This is a genomic window from Streptomyces sp. NPDC050147 (assembly GCF_040660195.1).
Taxonomy (GTDB): domain Bacteria; phylum Actinomycetota; class Actinomycetes; order Streptomycetales; family Streptomycetaceae; genus Streptomyces.
On the sequence record NZ_JBFALJ010000021.1, the window covers coordinates 101,222 to 115,911 of the forward strand.

General features: G+C 69.1%; 13 protein-coding genes and 1 pseudogene. 11 read left to right on the forward strand and 3 right to left on the reverse strand.

Features of this window, described 5'->3' with window-relative positions; all coding sequences use genetic code 11:
* Positions 1-44: 44 nt before the first annotated feature.
* The 5 genes from AB0I94_RS28490 (at position 45) to AB0I94_RS28510 (ending at position 5,586) form a co-directional block, all read left to right on the forward strand.
* Entirely contained in the window at positions 45-1,334 is a 1,290-nt protein-coding gene (locus tag AB0I94_RS28490) for a wax ester/triacylglycerol synthase domain-containing protein (protein ID WP_363312559.1), read from the forward strand.
* Positions 1,335-1,452: 118 nt separating this feature from the next.
* Positions 1,453-2,748 (forward strand): wax ester/triacylglycerol synthase domain-containing protein, encoded by a 1,296-nt coding sequence (locus AB0I94_RS28495; protein ID WP_363312560.1) that lies wholly within the window; start codon positions 1,453-1,455, stop codon positions 2,746-2,748.
* 25 nt (positions 2,749-2,773) lie between these two features.
* The gene (locus tag AB0I94_RS28500; protein ID WP_363312561.1) at positions 2,774-3,049 is read left to right on the forward strand and encodes a phosphopantetheine-binding protein; all 276 of its coding nucleotides are present in this window, start codon (positions 2,774-2,776) and stop codon (positions 3,047-3,049) included.
* On the forward strand, positions 3,046-4,254 hold the full coding sequence (locus AB0I94_RS28505) for a beta-ketoacyl-[acyl-carrier-protein] synthase family protein (RefSeq protein ID WP_363312562.1): 1,209 nt from the start codon (positions 3,046-3,048) through the stop codon (positions 4,252-4,254). The genes AB0I94_RS28500 and AB0I94_RS28505 overlap by 4 nt, the downstream gene beginning before the upstream one ends.
* 57 nt (positions 4,255-4,311) lie before the next feature.
* Positions 4,312-5,586 carry a wax ester/triacylglycerol synthase domain-containing protein gene (locus AB0I94_RS28510; RefSeq protein WP_363312563.1) on the forward strand — a complete coding sequence of 425 codons (1,275 nt, stop codon included), beginning with the start codon at positions 4,312-4,314 and terminating at the stop codon, positions 5,584-5,586.
* Between the two features lie 536 nt (positions 5,587-6,122).
* Here AB0I94_RS28510 and AB0I94_RS28515 read toward each other — a convergent pair.
* Positions 6,123-6,416 carry a DUF1330 domain-containing protein gene (locus AB0I94_RS28515; protein WP_363312564.1) on the reverse strand — a complete coding sequence of 98 codons (294 nt, stop codon included), beginning with the start codon at positions 6,414-6,416 and terminating at the stop codon, positions 6,123-6,125.
* Between the two features lie 188 nt (positions 6,417-6,604).
* On the opposite strand from AB0I94_RS28515, the gene AB0I94_RS28520 reads away from it, so the two are divergent.
* The 3 genes and pseudogenes from AB0I94_RS28520 to AB0I94_RS28530 form a co-directional block, all read left to right on the forward strand.
* Complete coding sequence (locus tag AB0I94_RS28520) at positions 6,605-7,507, forward strand: LysR family transcriptional regulator (RefSeq protein ID WP_363312565.1); 903 nt, start codon at positions 6,605-6,607, stop codon at positions 7,505-7,507.
* 117 nt (positions 7,508-7,624) lie between these two features.
* Positions 7,625-8,062 (forward strand): hypothetical protein, encoded by a 438-nt coding sequence (locus tag AB0I94_RS28525; RefSeq protein ID WP_363312566.1) that lies wholly within the window; start codon positions 7,625-7,627, stop codon positions 8,060-8,062.
* Between the two features lie 350 nt (positions 8,063-8,412).
* A pseudogene (locus AB0I94_RS28530) lies at positions 8,413-8,571 on the forward strand (DUF4259 domain-containing protein); the annotation flags it as partial.
* Between the two features lie 30 nt (positions 8,572-8,601).
* On the opposite strand, the gene AB0I94_RS28535 reads toward AB0I94_RS28530, so the two are convergent.
* Positions 8,602-8,904, reverse strand: a complete 303-nt coding sequence (locus tag AB0I94_RS28535) for a hypothetical protein (RefSeq protein ID WP_363312567.1) — start codon at positions 8,902-8,904, stop codon at positions 8,602-8,604.
* A gap of 570 nt (positions 8,905-9,474) precedes the next feature.
* Between AB0I94_RS28535 and AB0I94_RS28540 the strand changes: the two genes are divergently transcribed.
* Positions 9,475-9,999 (forward strand): hypothetical protein, encoded by a 525-nt coding sequence (locus tag AB0I94_RS28540; protein ID WP_363312568.1) that lies wholly within the window; start codon positions 9,475-9,477, stop codon positions 9,997-9,999.
* Positions 10,000-10,339: 340 nt separating this feature from the next.
* Positions 10,340-11,278: an NADP-dependent oxidoreductase gene (locus AB0I94_RS28545; RefSeq protein ID WP_363312569.1), complete on the forward strand. Its 939-nt coding sequence runs from the start codon at positions 10,340-10,342 to the stop codon at positions 11,276-11,278.
* A 690-nt stretch (positions 11,279-11,968) separates the two neighbouring features.
* Here the strand turns inward: AB0I94_RS28545 and AB0I94_RS28550 are convergent.
* On the reverse strand, positions 11,969-12,754 hold the full coding sequence (locus AB0I94_RS28550; protein WP_363312570.1) for a transposase: 786 nt from the start codon (positions 12,752-12,754) through the stop codon (positions 11,969-11,971).
* 500 nt (positions 12,755-13,254) lie between these two features.
* On the opposite strand from AB0I94_RS28550, the gene AB0I94_RS28555 reads away from it, so the two are divergent.
* Complete coding sequence (locus tag AB0I94_RS28555) at positions 13,255-14,547, forward strand: MFS transporter (protein WP_363312618.1); 1,293 nt, start codon at positions 13,255-13,257, stop codon at positions 14,545-14,547.
* The last annotated feature ends 143 nt before the right edge of the window (positions 14,548-14,690 follow it).

The window sequence follows — 14,690 nt, forward strand, 5'->3', positions numbered from 1 at the left end:
AACTCCTCTGCGGCAAGAGTGCGCGTCCCGAACCCCCCATCGGAATGGCCCTGCTGTTCACGGGGCGACCGCCGTCCCTTGATGACCTGCGCGCTCGCGTGGCCGAACGCTGGGGCGGCATCCCGCTGATGCGCCGCAGCCTGCTGCGGCCGGGGCAGCCCTCCTGGCTGCGCCGTCACCGCTGGCAAGAGACCGAGGACGTCGACCTTCGCGTTCATGTCGCCGAGGTCCGCACGGCGGTCCCGTGTGACGGCATGGGTGATACGGCGTTCACGGCGCTGCTCGCCCGCCTGGTCACCGAGCCGGTGCCCGACGGGCCGCCGCCCTGGCGGCTGCGGCTGGTCCGCCCCGGACCGGACCAGGAACCGCAGGAGCGGTTCGCCGTAATCCTGACCGCCCATCACGCCTTGATGGACGGACGGTCCCTGGAGCGCCTGCTGAGCGGGCTCCTCGACGGCGGTACCGGTCACAGCGGCACCATCCGCGGCGGCGTGCGTGCCACACGTACACCTCGGAGCGCTGTGCCCGCACGTGAGGCGCCCGCCGGGCAGGTGGAGGGCGCCGGGCGGCCACTCGACACCCTGCGTTCCGGGCGCGCCCTGCCGCTCCCCTCCGGGCCGCCTCGCCCGGAAAGGGGCTTCACCTGGGCCGGCCTGGACACGGACACGGTACGAGCGGCCCGCCGCACCCTGCCGGGGCTGGGCGCGACCCTCAACGAGCTGGTGCTCGCGGCGTCCGCGGGCGCCCTGCGAGCCGTCCACGGCCCCCCGGACCGCTGGCCCGGAGCGGCCCGCCCGCTCTACGGCATGTTCTCCGTGGACCTGCGCACGCCCGAACAGGGCGAAGAGCTCGGCAACCTCGTCTCGGTGGTACGACTCCCCCTGCCCGTGGCCGTCGACGGCTCCCGGGAGCGGCTGCGAGCCTGCCGTGACCTGCTGGCCGGCCCCGCTCCGCCCCATGACGCACACACCACGACGCGCCTGGTCAACGCCGTCTCCCGGCTAGGTCCTTGGGGACTTCGCCTGCTCATCAGACGGGCCGGCTCGCCGGGCTGGGCCCCCGTGGCCTGCACTGTCATCAGATGGCCTCGCGGGCCGTGGTCCCTGGAGGGCGCGCCGCTGGAGAGGGTGATTCCGCTGGCGCCGGTGCAGACCCCGAACGCGGTCGGCGTAAACCTCACGGATTACGCACGCACCTTCACACTGACCGTTACGGGCCACACCCCTGAGGGTCTCACCCGGAAACTGGCCGACGCGTTCGGGCGGGAACTGGCGTCCCTCGCGCACAGCGCGCCTGAGCTGCGCGCCGCCCGGCACGGTAACCGGCCTTCGTAACCCGTGGCTTCGCGCCTCGTTCCAGTTTGTGTCTTGGGGTGCCGCGCGCCGGGCAACAGCGCCCGGCGCCCGGCGCCAGGGGAGATCACCGACGGAAGACAGGTAGGCGGCACATCACATGAGGCTGTCCCTTGCCGATGAGATGCTCCTGCGCAACGGATGCTCCGGTGTCACGGGCCTGGCGGCAATCTTCACCGGGAAACAACCTTCGGTGGAGGAAGTCCGGCGGCGGGTCGCCGAACGCTGGACGGCCATGCGACGGTTGAACCAGGTACTCCATCTCACGCCCGACGCAGGCGAGGGCCGGCCACCGCGTCGGCGCCGCGCGCACTGGATCGTCCCGGGGCCGTTCCGCCCTGAGCAGCAAGTTCTGGCCGCGGACTGCGAGTTGCACGAGCTGTGGGCGCAAGTCGTGAACCGCCCGCTGCCCGAAGGCGTGCCGCCCTGGCGGCTGTTTATCGTCCCGGGCGGATCGGAAGGCGGCTTCGCGCTGGTGCTGGTGGCCCAGCACGTGCTGCTGGACGGGCACTCCCTCGCCGTTTCGATGCGCGTACTGATGGACGGCGCCGATCCTGTGCGGACCACCAGCCACGTGCCACGGCCCCGCATCCCGCTCGGAGCTGTGGCCAGGGAGCTCAAAGCGCTGACCCTCCCCGGGCAGGCCCTCCCCACGCCCTCGCCTCACCGGACGGTGCCCTCGGTCGCCGTCCGCACGCTGCCGGTTCCCACTCTGCGTGCCGCGAGCCGGCACCCCCGGGGCACACGCGGCGCCACACCGAACGAACTGCTGATCAGCGCGGTGGCCGGAGCGCTGCGCACCCATTTCGGCCCCCCGAAGGACTGGCCGTCCGCCCGGCCCGTGTACACGTTGGTGCCGTGTGACCTGCGTACGCGGGAAAACCAGGACGAGCTGGGCAACGTCGTCACAGCCGTGCGGGTCGCGCTGCCCCTCGGCCTCGACGACCCCGTGGCCCGCCTGCGGGTCTGCCAGGGCGCGCTCCAAGCGGTGCCCGAACGAGCCGCCGTCCACGCCGCCGCGCTGTTCCCCCTGGCGGAGAACGTTCGGCGGATGGCCCCGTGGGCGGCCGCACCGATGACCGGCAGAAAGAGCCGGCCGTCCTACCTGGCGACGGTGACGACCACCGCGAAGTGGCGTGCCAGCTCGACCACCTTCCAAGGCCGTGAGCTACGGCACATGGCGGGACTGCCCCCGTTGCGCCGGCCGGGCAGTGCCAGCTTCCTGCTGATGCAAGCCCCTGGCGTGTGCGCGCTCACCGCCGTGTGCCATCTCCTCCCCGGCAGCGCCCACCGGCTCGCCGATGCCGTCACGCAGGAGATCGAGACCTTGGCCCGGACGGCAGAGCCGGACCACCGTGCCGGCCACACCGGTTCGAAACGACCAGACCCCTCATGACGGCACCAGGACAAAGGAAAGCACCGTGAACACAGAACAGCTGGACCACTGGGATGAGTTGCGCGCCCTGTGCGCGAGCAGCATGTCCGTGCCGGTGCAGGACGTCGTACCGCAAGCCCGGCTCGTGGCCGACCTCGGAGCCGACAGTTTGGACATCACCGAACTACAGGCCGCCTCGGAGGAACACTTCAACGTGTCCTTCAAGGGCGTCGACCCCGCCTCGGTATGCACGATCGGTGACGTGGCCGAGCTCATCGAGAGGCTGCGCACCGCCCCCGCCTCGGGTGTGGTCACCGGATGACCGACAAGAACACCGTCGCGGTCACGGGCCTCGGTGTCCGCTGCGGGGCGGGGGTGACCGTCGGCGCACTGTGGGAGAACCTGCTCACCTCCCGCTCTTCGGCCAGGATGCACGCCTTCGATGCCGAAGGCACCGTCGTAGCCCCCGCTTGCCCCATGCCCGAGTTCACACCGGAGGGCTACCTCACCGCGAAAGAAGCGCGGCGAACGGACCGTTCCGTGCAGTTGGCGGTGTGCGCCGCCACGGACGCCGTCGCGGATGCCGGAGGCCTTCATGCCCCCGCAAGCCGCAGCGCGGTCGTCACAGGCACCGCCTATGGCGGAGTGATCAGCCAGGAGTCCGGAATCGGGCGGCCCGACGTGCTGTACGTACCCCGGATCATGCCCAACGCCGGCGCGCACTGGCTCAGCGCCAAGCTCGGCGCCACCGGTCCCACACTGACCCTCTCCACGGCCTGCGCCTCCGGCAGCCACGCGGTGGGCGAGGCGATGCTGATGATCCGGGCCGGGCGCGCCGACGTCGTCGTCGCAGGCGGCCACGAAAGCCCGATGACGGCGACGACCGCGCTCGCCTTCGGGCGGTCCGGTGCCATGGTCACCGAGTGCGACGACGCTGCCCGTGCCTTACGGCCCTTCGACACGGACCGACAGGGATTCCTGCTCGCCGAGGCTGCGGCGTTCCTGGTGCTCGAGCGGCTGGACCACGCCCGCCGCCGCGGCGCCCGGGTCTACGCCACCCTCACCGGATACGGGTGCACCTCCGACGCCCATCACCTCACGGCACCGCACCCCGAAGGCACCGGCGCGCGAGCGTGCATGGAGCAGGCGCTCGCCGACGCCAGCACGTCTGCCGAAGCCGTCACGCACATCAACGCGCACGGCACCGGCACCGCGTTGAACGACGTGGCCGAAGCACGCGCCCTCACCGCCCTCTTCGGCCCCGCCGCCGTCCCGGTGACCGCCTGCAAGTCGGTCACCGGGCACTCCCTCGGGGCGGCCGGAGCCCTGGAAGCCGTGATCACCACCCTGTCACTGCACGAGGGAATCGTGCCGCCGACCGCAAATACCATGCGGCTCGATCCGCAGTGCGACCTGGACGTCGTTACCGCCCGGCCGCGCAAACTGCCCGCCGGACCGGCCATCAGCACCAGCTTCGCCTTCGGAGGCCACAACTCCTGCCTCGTCTTCGACACCCCCCGGCCCTGACCCGCCGACCGAACCGAAGACGACGACCGTGCCCATCACGAGCGAAGAGGGATACACATGCGACTGTCAGGGATTGAGGGAGGCTTCCTGCGCGCGGGACTGCCCGGAACGATCGGCTCCGCCACGCTGTACACGGGCAAGCCCTTCGACCTGGCCGAACTCCGCTCCCGTGTCGGTGAGCGGTGGGGTGCGCTGGACAGGATGCACCAAGTCCTGCAGCCGCCACCCCGGTCGGCGGCGCTGTCCGGCCACCGCTGGGCGTTCGCGGGGCCGTTCGATCCGGCCGCACACGTCACCGCCTGCGCAGAGGAACTGCAGTCGCTCCTGGCCGCGGCGGTAGTCCGGCGGCTACCTCCCGACCGGCCCCTGTGGCAGCTACTGGTACCCAAACCCGCACCGACCGGCGAACAGCCCTTGGTGCTGCTGGCCCACCACGCGCTTCTCGACGGCAGCTCCCTCACCACCCTCCTTCGCCTCCTCATGGACGACCCCACAATTCGCGTCCGTGCACCGAAACCGGCCCAAACGCCGCCACGGCCCCGCGTCCCGTTCACCAACCTGATCAAGGAGTGGCATAACAGCAACGCCCTGGGACAGCCCCTGCCGCTGGCACCTGGCGAATGCCGCCCCGCCGTTACCGTCACCCGACTCGACCCCACCGTGATGCGCTCAGCACGGCGTCAGCCCGCAACCGGACGGGGCGCGACGTTGAACGAACTACTCCTCAGCGCCCTGGCCGGTGCCCTCCCCACCTGCTACGACGCCCTCTCATCCCGGTCCTGCGACGCCGCGCCCCTCTACGCGAGAGTGCCCGTGGACCTGCGCAGCCCGTACGAGGCCCAGACGCTCGGCACCCTCATCACCGCCATCCGCGTCCCGCTGCCCGTGGACACCGATTCCCCGGCCGACCGCCTACGGACCTGCCAGCACCTGCTGTCGGCCCTGAACCGGCGATGCCATGCCCACCGCGCGGCATTGCCCGTTCTGGAAGGCATGTCCCGTGCGGCACCCTGGCTGACCACGGCGCTGACCAGGCGCATGACCCGGCCCGATGTGAACACAGCAGTGTGCACGGCGTTCAAGTGGCGATACGGCCCGAGCCGCCTGCACGGCCGCCGCCTGACCGGCATCGTAGCCCTGCCTCCCCTCTCCCCACGCGCCTCCGTGAACCTCGCCCTCGCCCAGAACGCGGAGACCTACACGCTCACGGTCGTAAGCCACCTCCGACCCGGTGACTCCCAACTGATCGCCGACACCGTGGCGGAGGAACTGACAACGATGGCTGTGATGAGCGCTTCACATGGCGAATGCGCGGTTGAGTCGGCGGAGTGAAATGGTCGAGATGACGGGAAAGCGCCCCGGCGTTGACCTTCTCGTCCACGTCATCGGCGCACCCCACCGAGGAGGCCGCGGAGGAGTGCGCAATGCGGGCCCGGGGCCGATCGGTCAGCGAGCTGGTGCCAGGTGGTGAGGCGGCATGCGGCCCATGATCGCCGGATGCGTGGTGGCGGTGGACAGGGAGTCATGCGAAGGCGGCACCGGCGCCGATGCGGCACGCGGCATCCGTGAACAGCGGCCAAGCGGAGCCGAGCTGGTCCACCAGAACGGGCTCGCCGGAGGCGAACGCGGCCAGCGATGGGCCGCCACGCGGGACACCCTCCCGACAGCGGCCCGAACTCAGCCTTATCTCTACGGGCTGACAAGCTGTGCGGGATCTCTCCGGAGACGGCCTGTCGGACAGGCCCGGGTGGGTCTGCCCGACGGTGTGCAGTGTGTGAAACCCTGCCCGAGCTTTCCAGTGAGGGTGGTGCCTGTGGTGTGGCTAGGCGGCCGGCTTACGGATGCTCAGCGATGGCTGGGCCCGCCGGTCAGTCGATGCCTTCGGTGATGCGGAAGTCGCGCTCCAAGCCGTCGGGGAGGGCCACCAGCGCCTTCTGGTATGCCTCGCTCTCGTATGCCGCGACGGCCTGTTCAAAGCTGTCGAACTCGATCAGAACGACGCGTTGCGTGATTCCGGCCTCGTGGGCGACGACTCGACCGCCACTGGACAGGACGCGCCCGCCCCCAGCCTGGACAGCCGGACCGGCCAGCTTGTCGTAGGCAGTCAGCCTCTCAGGGTCGGAAATGGCGGGGTAGACACTGGCCCAGTAGCCCTTAGCCATGGAAACCTCCTGTGTTCGGCCGGACACGTCCGACTTCGAATTGACACTCAGATCGATCGATCCCGGCGACGGGTTCTGCGGTCAGTTGAATCGCCATATGCGCAGGCTAGGGCTTGATGTGCGGTCTAGGGAAAGACCGGTACGGGATAGGCTCAGAACGGATCGTTATCAATCCGCAGGGAGGCCACGTGGCGCCGGACACAGTGAGCCTGCGGTACTTCCTGGTGCTGGCACAGGAGTTGAACTTCACCCGCGCGGCCGCCCGGATCGGTATCGCACAGCCCGCACTCAGCGCCCGGATGCGCCGATTGGAGACGGAACTCGGTACGGCCCTGCTGGTCCGCGACACGCGTAGCGTCGTATTGACCACGGCCGGTGCGGCTTTGGCGGAGTCCGCGCCGCCCGCGCTGGCGGCGCTGGACCGGGCATGGGACACCGCCCGGAGCGCGGCGGCCGGTGAACTGGGCACGCTCCGCATCGGATACAGTCTCAGCGCCGGGGCCGAAACGGCACCGGCCCTGGTGGACAGGCTGATTCGCAGCAGTCCCGGACTCGAGGTCGGCGCGGTCCCGATGGCGACACCGGAGATCTCCCCCGCGGTCGCCGACGGCCGCATCGATGCCGGGATCACCCGCGGTGAACAGCCGGGCCGTGGCGTGCGCCGGTACCTGCTGCGGCGTGCGCGCATCGGGGTTCAGCTGGCGCAGCACCATCCGCTGGCCGAACACCCGGAGATCGAGATCGCCGACGCGGCCGCGTATCCGCTGCGACTCCCGGACCGTGCGGCCAACCCCGTGATCCACGATCAGCTGTCCGCACTGTTCCGAGACACCCGACCACACCCCCAATTCCACACACCCGCAGTCTCTTTCGACATGTCTCAGCGCGACCTGCACGACGGGGTCACCCTCGCCCCGGCCGGAGAAGCCGCGATCACGGCACAACCGGCCGGTCTCACCTGGCGACCGCTGCGAGACGCGCCCGGCCTGACGATCCACCTGGTCCTCCCACGCGAGCAATCGCCGCTACACCACCGCGTCCGTGCCGTCGCCAAATCCCTGGCGCACGAGCTGCACTGGCTGCCGGACTGACGCTCCAGGGGTCAAGCCAGACGGACGCCTGCGGTGGTGAGGCCAAAGACCTTGCGCCCGGCGGACATCGCGATGATGTCGACGGCGCTCTTTCGGCACCGCGGATGCATACGCCCCATGCCGACACAGCCCGAGGAACCGCAAGCAGAGGCAGTGTCGGCCGCGTTGTCGCTCTGGCCGACAGGGGCACCGGTTCGCCGAACGCACCCGCAGCGCGCCACCACCCACGCTTTCCTCGCCGCCGGACACAGCAAGCGATCCGTCGCCCGGCAACTCGGCATGACCCTCAACACCATCCTGCGCTTCTCCGGCGCCACCACCCCGGAGGAGATGTTCACCGGCCAGTGGCAAAGCCGTGCCACCAAGCTCAACGCCTACAACCCCTACATCGACCAGCGCCGGCAGGAAGATTGCGCCAACGCCTGGAAAACTACGGGAGGAGATCAAGGAACAAGGCTATCCACGCGGATACGCCAGCGTCCGCGACTACGTCAGCAGGACTCTTCGCGGCAAGCCCCACCGGTCGGCCCCCGACCGCCAACTGCCCCGGACTGACAGCACTCCCGAGCACGTGCGCTTCTTTGCCCACATGCTCGCTCACCTGCAAGGCGACCGGATCCACGAATGGAACGAAGCAGCCAGCGCCACTACCGAACTGCCCGGCCTCCGCCACTTTGCTCAGCGCCTCCTGCGCGACCTCGATGCCGTCACTGCCGGTCTTACCCTCCCCTAAAACTCCGGCGTCGTGGAGGACCATGTCAACCGGATCAAAATGCTCAAGCGCCGGATGTTCGGCCGTGCGGGATTCGCCTTGCTTCGCAAACGAGTCCTCCTGGCCCGCGAGCGTTTGTCAGTGTCTGCTGGAATGCTGGCTTCGTCCGCGAGAGCGATACCAGGAGCCGTGCATGGGAACGTGGGGAACAGGCCCATTCGACAGCGATCTCGCTGCCGACTTCGTCGATGAACTCGAGGGACTGACTTCTCAGAAGGTCATCGAAGTACTCGAGCGAACATTCCAGCGAGTCACGGATTCCGGAGCACGCGTGGATGGCGGCGACGGCACCGAAGCGGTGGCCGCCGCACGTGCCACGACCTCAGCTCACCGAGGCACCCGGCGCCAGCGCCAAGCCCGCGGTCGCGAGGAAGTCCTCAAGACTGATGGCACCGCTGCCGGTGCCGTCGTCCCATTCGACCAGGAGCCCCGAGCGACCCTTGTTCCAAGAGTCCGGCGTGTCGTCATCATCGCCAGAGCCGGGATGCCACTCGACGCAGCCCCCACCATGCCGATAGCGGAGATACAGGTACTGGCCGTCTGCCGTCCAGGCATCCCACTGCGATGGGGAGGCGGAACAGGTCTGCACAACCCGCATCAGCTTCCGACCCTCGTCCGTATTCACCCGACGATGGTCGCGCAGCAGCAGCGCCCTGGCAATCAACTGCAGGCCGCGGTCATAAGCCTCTCAAGCAGCAGCCAGAGCACGTCATCAATGATCGACCGGACAGCTCCTAGCGTCGCCTGTGCCACTGACATTCGTCGGCGTATCCGTCCAGCGTTGCGGTTGAGTGGTCGCGTAGCGCCTCATGGGTCTCCGCGTTGTCTGGCCCGGGCAACCGTCTGTGCCCTTCAACCAACTGGGGTGCGTCCACGAGGCGAGGCAGCACGCGACCTCGCGACGGCCCCGCCTCGATGTCCGGTAGTAGAGCCGGGGTGCTGTCCGAGCTCCTTGGTAGCGTGCCGCGTCCGGCCGGAGAGATCATGGGAGCGGACAGCAGCTGTGCAGGAAGTGGTGTGTCACGGGTCGACAAAGGGCGGATAGCTGAGGCGCTCGATGACATCAGGGGGAATCCAGCGCCATCCGCATGCTGGCGTGCGGCCAGCCGCAACAGGCATATGGGGATGCGCTGTTCACCGGCCAGGCGCGCGGGGCAGTCTCTACGATGGATGCACGCTGCGCCGGGAGGCCCTGATGGAATCGCACGCCGAGCCAGAGGCCACCAAGCCGCGCCCCGACTATCCGCCCAAGTCTCCCCCGCCGCCGAAGAAGCCGCCGTCGCCTCCGCCGCCCCAGACCCGGATCGATCCGGCGTCCTTCCCGCTCCCCCAGCGCGGATCGCGCACCGGGCGCCCGGTGATGAAGAACCGGCAAGGTGCCGCATGGAACCTTGAGGCGCAGCCGTGGGCGGGCGCCAAAGCGTTCAAGGAGGTCAGCGGCAGGCTCACCAAATGGGGGGTCCGCGTACCGGAACACCTCGAAAGCCTGCTGCGGCACATGGTCGGCCTCGTCGTCGCCGATGGCGGACGCCATGTCAGCGTGCATCTGGCCGAGCAGAACCACCAAGTGCTCATCCTGGCGCTCAGCCACCAGCCCACCGACATTCCCGCCGGGGAAGACGTACTGCCGCAACTGCTGAAGATGGGCGCGGTGTCCTGCAGTACTGAGCTGACCGCCGAGGGCCGCCAGGTGTGGGCCGTCCTCGACCTGATGGCATAGAAGCGGCCCCCGCCGTCTCTCTGCTCCGATTCCAGTTGCCCGCCAGCTCCCACTCCTGGGGCGGGCGTTGGGGCTGTGCGAGAGCCTCGGAGGAGCATGAGCGGGCTTCGCCTCACTCCCACCAACGCGAGGCGATGATCCCAGGCCGTTAAGTGCCTGTGTCCGAGCCGCTCATGACAGTTGGTCAGCAGGCTGGTGGTTCGGGTTGGCAGGCTCGCTGAGCGGTGCCGCGGCTACTTGAGGTCCTGGCTGTCTCAGAGGCAGAGGAACCGGTGGGGACTCATTCGGCTGGGGGTGAAACCGCCTTCCTCCCGTAATCGTCGGGCTCAGAATGACCTGCATGACGACGACACGGGTGATCACACAGCAGGCCATCGGCGGCTCCGACGTGCTGGAACTCGCCGAGATACCCCTACCTTCGCCGGGCCCCGGCGAGGTCCTGGTCCGGGTACGGGCCACCGGCATGAACCCCGCGGACTGGAAGGTCCGCATCGGCAAGGTGGACTTCTTCGGCCCGCCGCCGTTCGTGCTCGGCCACGAGTTCAGCGGTACGGTTGAGGCCGTCGGCAAGGCCGTCACCCGCTTCGCGGTGGGCGAGGAAGTCTACGGCTGGACCCTCCCGCCACACGGCAGCCACGCCGACCACGTGGTGGTCCCCGAGGATCGAATCGCGCCCAAGCCACGCACCCTCGACCACGTCGGCGCCGCCGCCCTGCCGATCTCCGGCTTCACCGCCTACCAGGCCCTGGTCACCCTCTCCGACGTACAGCCCGGCCAGCGAGTGCTGATCCACGGCGCGGCCGGCGGGGTCGGCCACCTCGGCGTACAGATCGCCAAGGCCCGGGGCGCGTACGTTGTCGGCACGGCCCGAGCCGCCAAGCACGACTACCTGCGCGGGCTCGGCGCCGACGAGCTGATTGACTACACAGTGGAAGACTTCTCGGCCCTGCGCGGCCTCGACGCGGTGCTGGACACCATCAGCAACGATTACGGCCCGCGCTCGCTGCCCACCCTCAAGCCAGGCGGCATTCTGGTCGACGTCGTCGGCGTCGGCGTGGACCGCACCGAGGTGACGGCACGCGCCGCCGAACTCGGCATACGGTTCGTGGAGTTCTTCCTGGATCCGACCCCCGCCGTGCTGACCGCCTTCGCCGAACTCGTCGACACCCACGGCGTACGCCCCACGATCTCCGAGACTTTCCCGCTCACCGAGTGCGCGAAGGCCCACGAGCTCAGCGAAACCGGCCGGGTACAGGGCAAGATCGTCCTCGTGCCTTAGTACCGCATCAGACACCTCAGGTGGTTACCGGTAGTTCGTTGCATCCGGCAGTAGAGGTCAATGCCATGTCCGGTGGTGACCGCGTCAATCAGGGCCTGGAGCTCGGAGGCGGCTCCTTGTCCGTCCAGGCTCGCCACCACCGGTTGAGGGTAATGGCAGAGGTAAGCCAGGAACCGACGGCTCGTAACGCCCCGGGTCAGCAAGGCGGTTGGGGCCGGTGGGGCTCGGTTGGGCCCCCTCTCTGGCTCCTCTCGGAACATGGATCGGGCGCGGTGGCGTCCAAGGGCCTGGGTGGGGCGAACCATTGGTTCCAGCAGAGGGAGAAGGCGCAGTTGACCAGGGCCTGGTGGCGACGGATGGCACGGTCGGAGCGGACTTGGAAGTCGACCCAGCCGAGTTCGTCTTTGACCTGCTTGTAGCGCTGCTCGATCCAGGGCCGCAGGCCGTAGAGGCGGACGGTCTCGGCTTGGCCGGCCGGCGGGTACGGGCTGGTGGCGGCGTGGGGCGCGTCGGGGTGGGGGCAGGTTGGGTGCCAGGTACCAGGTGGCCTTCTCCGGCAGGGTGGCTGGATCGGTGGTGGCTACCACCAGGCGGCACGGGGAGTCGGGGCCGTAGCCACCCCAGCGGGCGTCGGCGGTCCACCAGCTCTCGATGTACCCATCGCGGAAGTGGCGCTCAACCGGTGTCCAGTCACCCGGATGTGCCGGGTCGGTCCCCGCCAGGGAGCGGGCGGCCTTGATGGGGGTGTGCGGTTGGTCGACCCGGGCCCCAGGTGCCACGGTGCGGCTTGAGCGCCACGACGTAGGGCAGGCCAGCCTCGCGTAGTGCGAGATACCAGACTGCGCTGACGGAGTAGGCGCAGTCGGCGACCACCGCCCGGCAGGCAAAGCCCGCCTCCACGCCCCGGACCGTGAGAGCGGCGGAGATCTGTGGTTTGGTGCGGACGGCCAGGTCGGACCGGCCGCGAGTGACGTGACGGGCGTGCGTGTACGGCTGTGCGTGCAGCGGGTAGTAGACACGCCCGTCGGTCCACACCGTGGTCACCGTGACGATGCCGTTGTCGGTCTTGCCCAGCCGGCCCAGCCACTGCCGGCCCACGTTGGCGCTGGCCGTGCCGTCCTTGCGGTCCCCGGAGTCGTCGATCACGATGACTCCACCATCGTGCGGAGCCGTCGCCGCCTGCTCGCGCAGCAGTTCAAGCCGCCGGTCGTTGATCTGCTCGGCTTCCCAGGGCGACTCGGACAAGAAGAACTGCAGCCGCTGCACCCCCGGTATCCCCGCACCGGCCACCGGCCACCGGCCACCGGCCACCGGCTCAGCCTCTGTCAGGCAGGTGATCGTCTTGTTCCGTTCTCGCGGCGCCAGCAGCCCCGTCAGGTACTCACGAAACCCCCGCCGCTGTGCCAGGCTGAAGAAAAGGTCGTCAACCCACACCATCGCCGGATTCGCCGAACTACCGGTAACCGCGTCGCCCATTCGTCCATGGCGGCCAGGATGCCGAGGCCCCGCTGAGCCTCGTTCCGCGCCATGGCCGAGCCATGGCCGCGCCAGCCATCTGGTCGATGTTGATCTTTTCGGCGAGCTGCGGGTAGAGGAGCTGCAGGATCTGCTTGCTGGTGGGCTCCGCCTGGTGCAGCTGGTCGTATAGAGCTTGGTCACCAATGAATTCGCCTGCCCGCCTGCTGTTGATATCCGGCCTGAACCCCCCTGGCGGTTTGGGTAGTTGAGAGCGCAAAGGGGGGCAGTCAGCTCGAACAAACAGGTGGCATGAGGCTGTGCGTTCCGTCTACCTTGCGCCCGTGACTGGTGATCCGAAGCACGTACCAAGTAGCTTGCCTGCAACTTCTACGGAACCGACCGTGCCAGTCTCCGACGATTCGACAACGGCAGCCGATCGTCTACCGGCGCATCCCGGGCCCGCCGAGGAGTTGTTCTCCAGGCGGTACGCTGCCGCCACCTCCAGTTTCGCCGCGGTGATGTTCCTGACCGGGTTTGCCGCGCTGGCCGTGGTCCCCACATTGCCGACGGCAGCGCGCGACCTGAATGGAGTGTCGCTCTTCCCCCTGGTGGCGGGATGCTTCGTAGCTGCGAGTCTGCTCGGTGGGGTACTGGGCGGTCATTGGGCAGACCGCGCAGGGGCGCTACGTCCGCTCGCGGCGGGCGTGGTACTGGCAGTGGCCACCCTGCTGGTCTCGGGAGCCAGCACCTCGATCTGGCAGCTGGCGGCCGGGCGCTTCCTGGACGGGCTGGCGGGCGGGATGGTCGCGGTGTCGATCAACGCTGCCATCGGCCGGGCCTACCCCGAGCATCTGCGGCCACGCGTACTGGCGTTGATGAGCGCCTGCTGGATTGTCCCGTCGCTGGTCGGTCCTCCGCTGGCGGGACTGGTGGCCGAGTGGTGGTCCTGGCGCGCGGTGTTCTTCGGTCTGGCCGCTCTCACCGTGCTGCCCGCCCTGGTGGTGGTGGCCGTGCTGCGCGGCGCTTCCTGGGCGGCCGCGCCCGCACGGTCGAAAGACAGGCTGCCGCGCCCCGCTGTGATGGTCGCGACAGCCGTAAGCCTGGGTGCGGCATTGGGGCAGTACGGTGTCTCGGGCTGGGACATGCGCCACCTGCTCTTCGCAGCGGGCGGGTTCGCCCTGCTGGTGGTGTTCGCGCCGAGATTGCTGCCGCCGGGTACCTGGCGTGCCGCGCGCGGCCTGCCGGCCACGGTGCTGCTGTGCGGCCTGGGATCAGGCGTGTTCTTCACACTGGAGGCCTACGTACCCCTGCTGCTGATCACCGACCGGGGCGCTTCGCCCGTAGTAGTCGGCATGGCCTTCACGGGAGCTGCCGTGGCCTGGGCCGGCTCCTCCTGGGTGCAAGGCCGTCTGCTGGAGGACTGCCCCCGCCACCGCTTGGTCGTGGCGGGCGCACTGGTGCAGGCGGCGGCAATCGCGCTCGCGGTTGCCGGGACACTTCCCGCGACGCCCGCGTATACCGCCGCATCGGCGATGGTCGTCGCGGCAGTCGGTATGGGTATGTACGCCCCTTCCCTCACCGTGCTGTCACTCACCCATAGCCCACCCGGCCGGCAGGGCTACGCCAGCAGCGCGATGCAGACTTCCCAGAACCTGGGACAGATAACAGTGCTGGGCTTCTCCTCCGCCCTGCTCAACGCCTGCCTCGGCGCCGGCTCGGCCGACACCGTCGGCTACAGCGCCGCCTTCGGAATGCTGCTCGCACCGTGCACCCTGGCAGCCCTGCTCGCCACCCGCGCACGCAGCACCTGAGTCGCAATCTTCCCGACAATGCCGTCATCTGTCATCTGGCGTCTGTCATTTGTCATCGACATCAACGAGCCAGACGGTCACCAAATGCCTCCGGAACCGGTCGACAAACGCTGTTCCTAGAGCATCGTGCGGACAGGCGCCAG

Coding starts and splice junctions, on each gene's coding strand:
- AB0I94_RS28545 (WP_363312569.1), top strand. CDS start 10,340: ATGACGACGACACGGGTGATCACACAGCAGGCCATCGGCGGCTCCGAC.
- AB0I94_RS28515 (WP_363312564.1), bottom strand. CDS start 6,416: ATGGCTAAGGGCTACTGGGCCAGTGTCTACCCCGCCATTTCCGACCCT.
- AB0I94_RS28510 (WP_363312563.1), top strand. CDS start 4,312: ATGCGACTGTCAGGGATTGAGGGAGGCTTCCTGCGCGCGGGACTGCCC.
- AB0I94_RS28490 (WP_363312559.1), top strand. CDS start 45: ATGGCCCTGCTGTTCACGGGGCGACCGCCGTCCCTTGATGACCTGCGC.
- AB0I94_RS28495 (WP_363312560.1), top strand. CDS start 1,453: ATGAGGCTGTCCCTTGCCGATGAGATGCTCCTGCGCAACGGATGCTCC.
- AB0I94_RS28555 (WP_363312618.1), top strand. CDS start 13,255: ATGTTCCTGACCGGGTTTGCCGCGCTGGCCGTGGTCCCCACATTGCCG.
- AB0I94_RS28505 (WP_363312562.1), top strand. CDS start 3,046: ATGACCGACAAGAACACCGTCGCGGTCACGGGCCTCGGTGTCCGCTGC.
- AB0I94_RS28550 (WP_363312570.1), bottom strand. CDS start 12,754: ATGGGCGACGCGGTTACCGGTAGTTCGGCGAATCCGGCGATGGTGTGG.
- AB0I94_RS28540 (WP_363312568.1), top strand. CDS start 9,475: ATGGAATCGCACGCCGAGCCAGAGGCCACCAAGCCGCGCCCCGACTAT.
- AB0I94_RS28525 (WP_363312566.1), top strand. CDS start 7,625: ATGCCGACACAGCCCGAGGAACCGCAAGCAGAGGCAGTGTCGGCCGCG.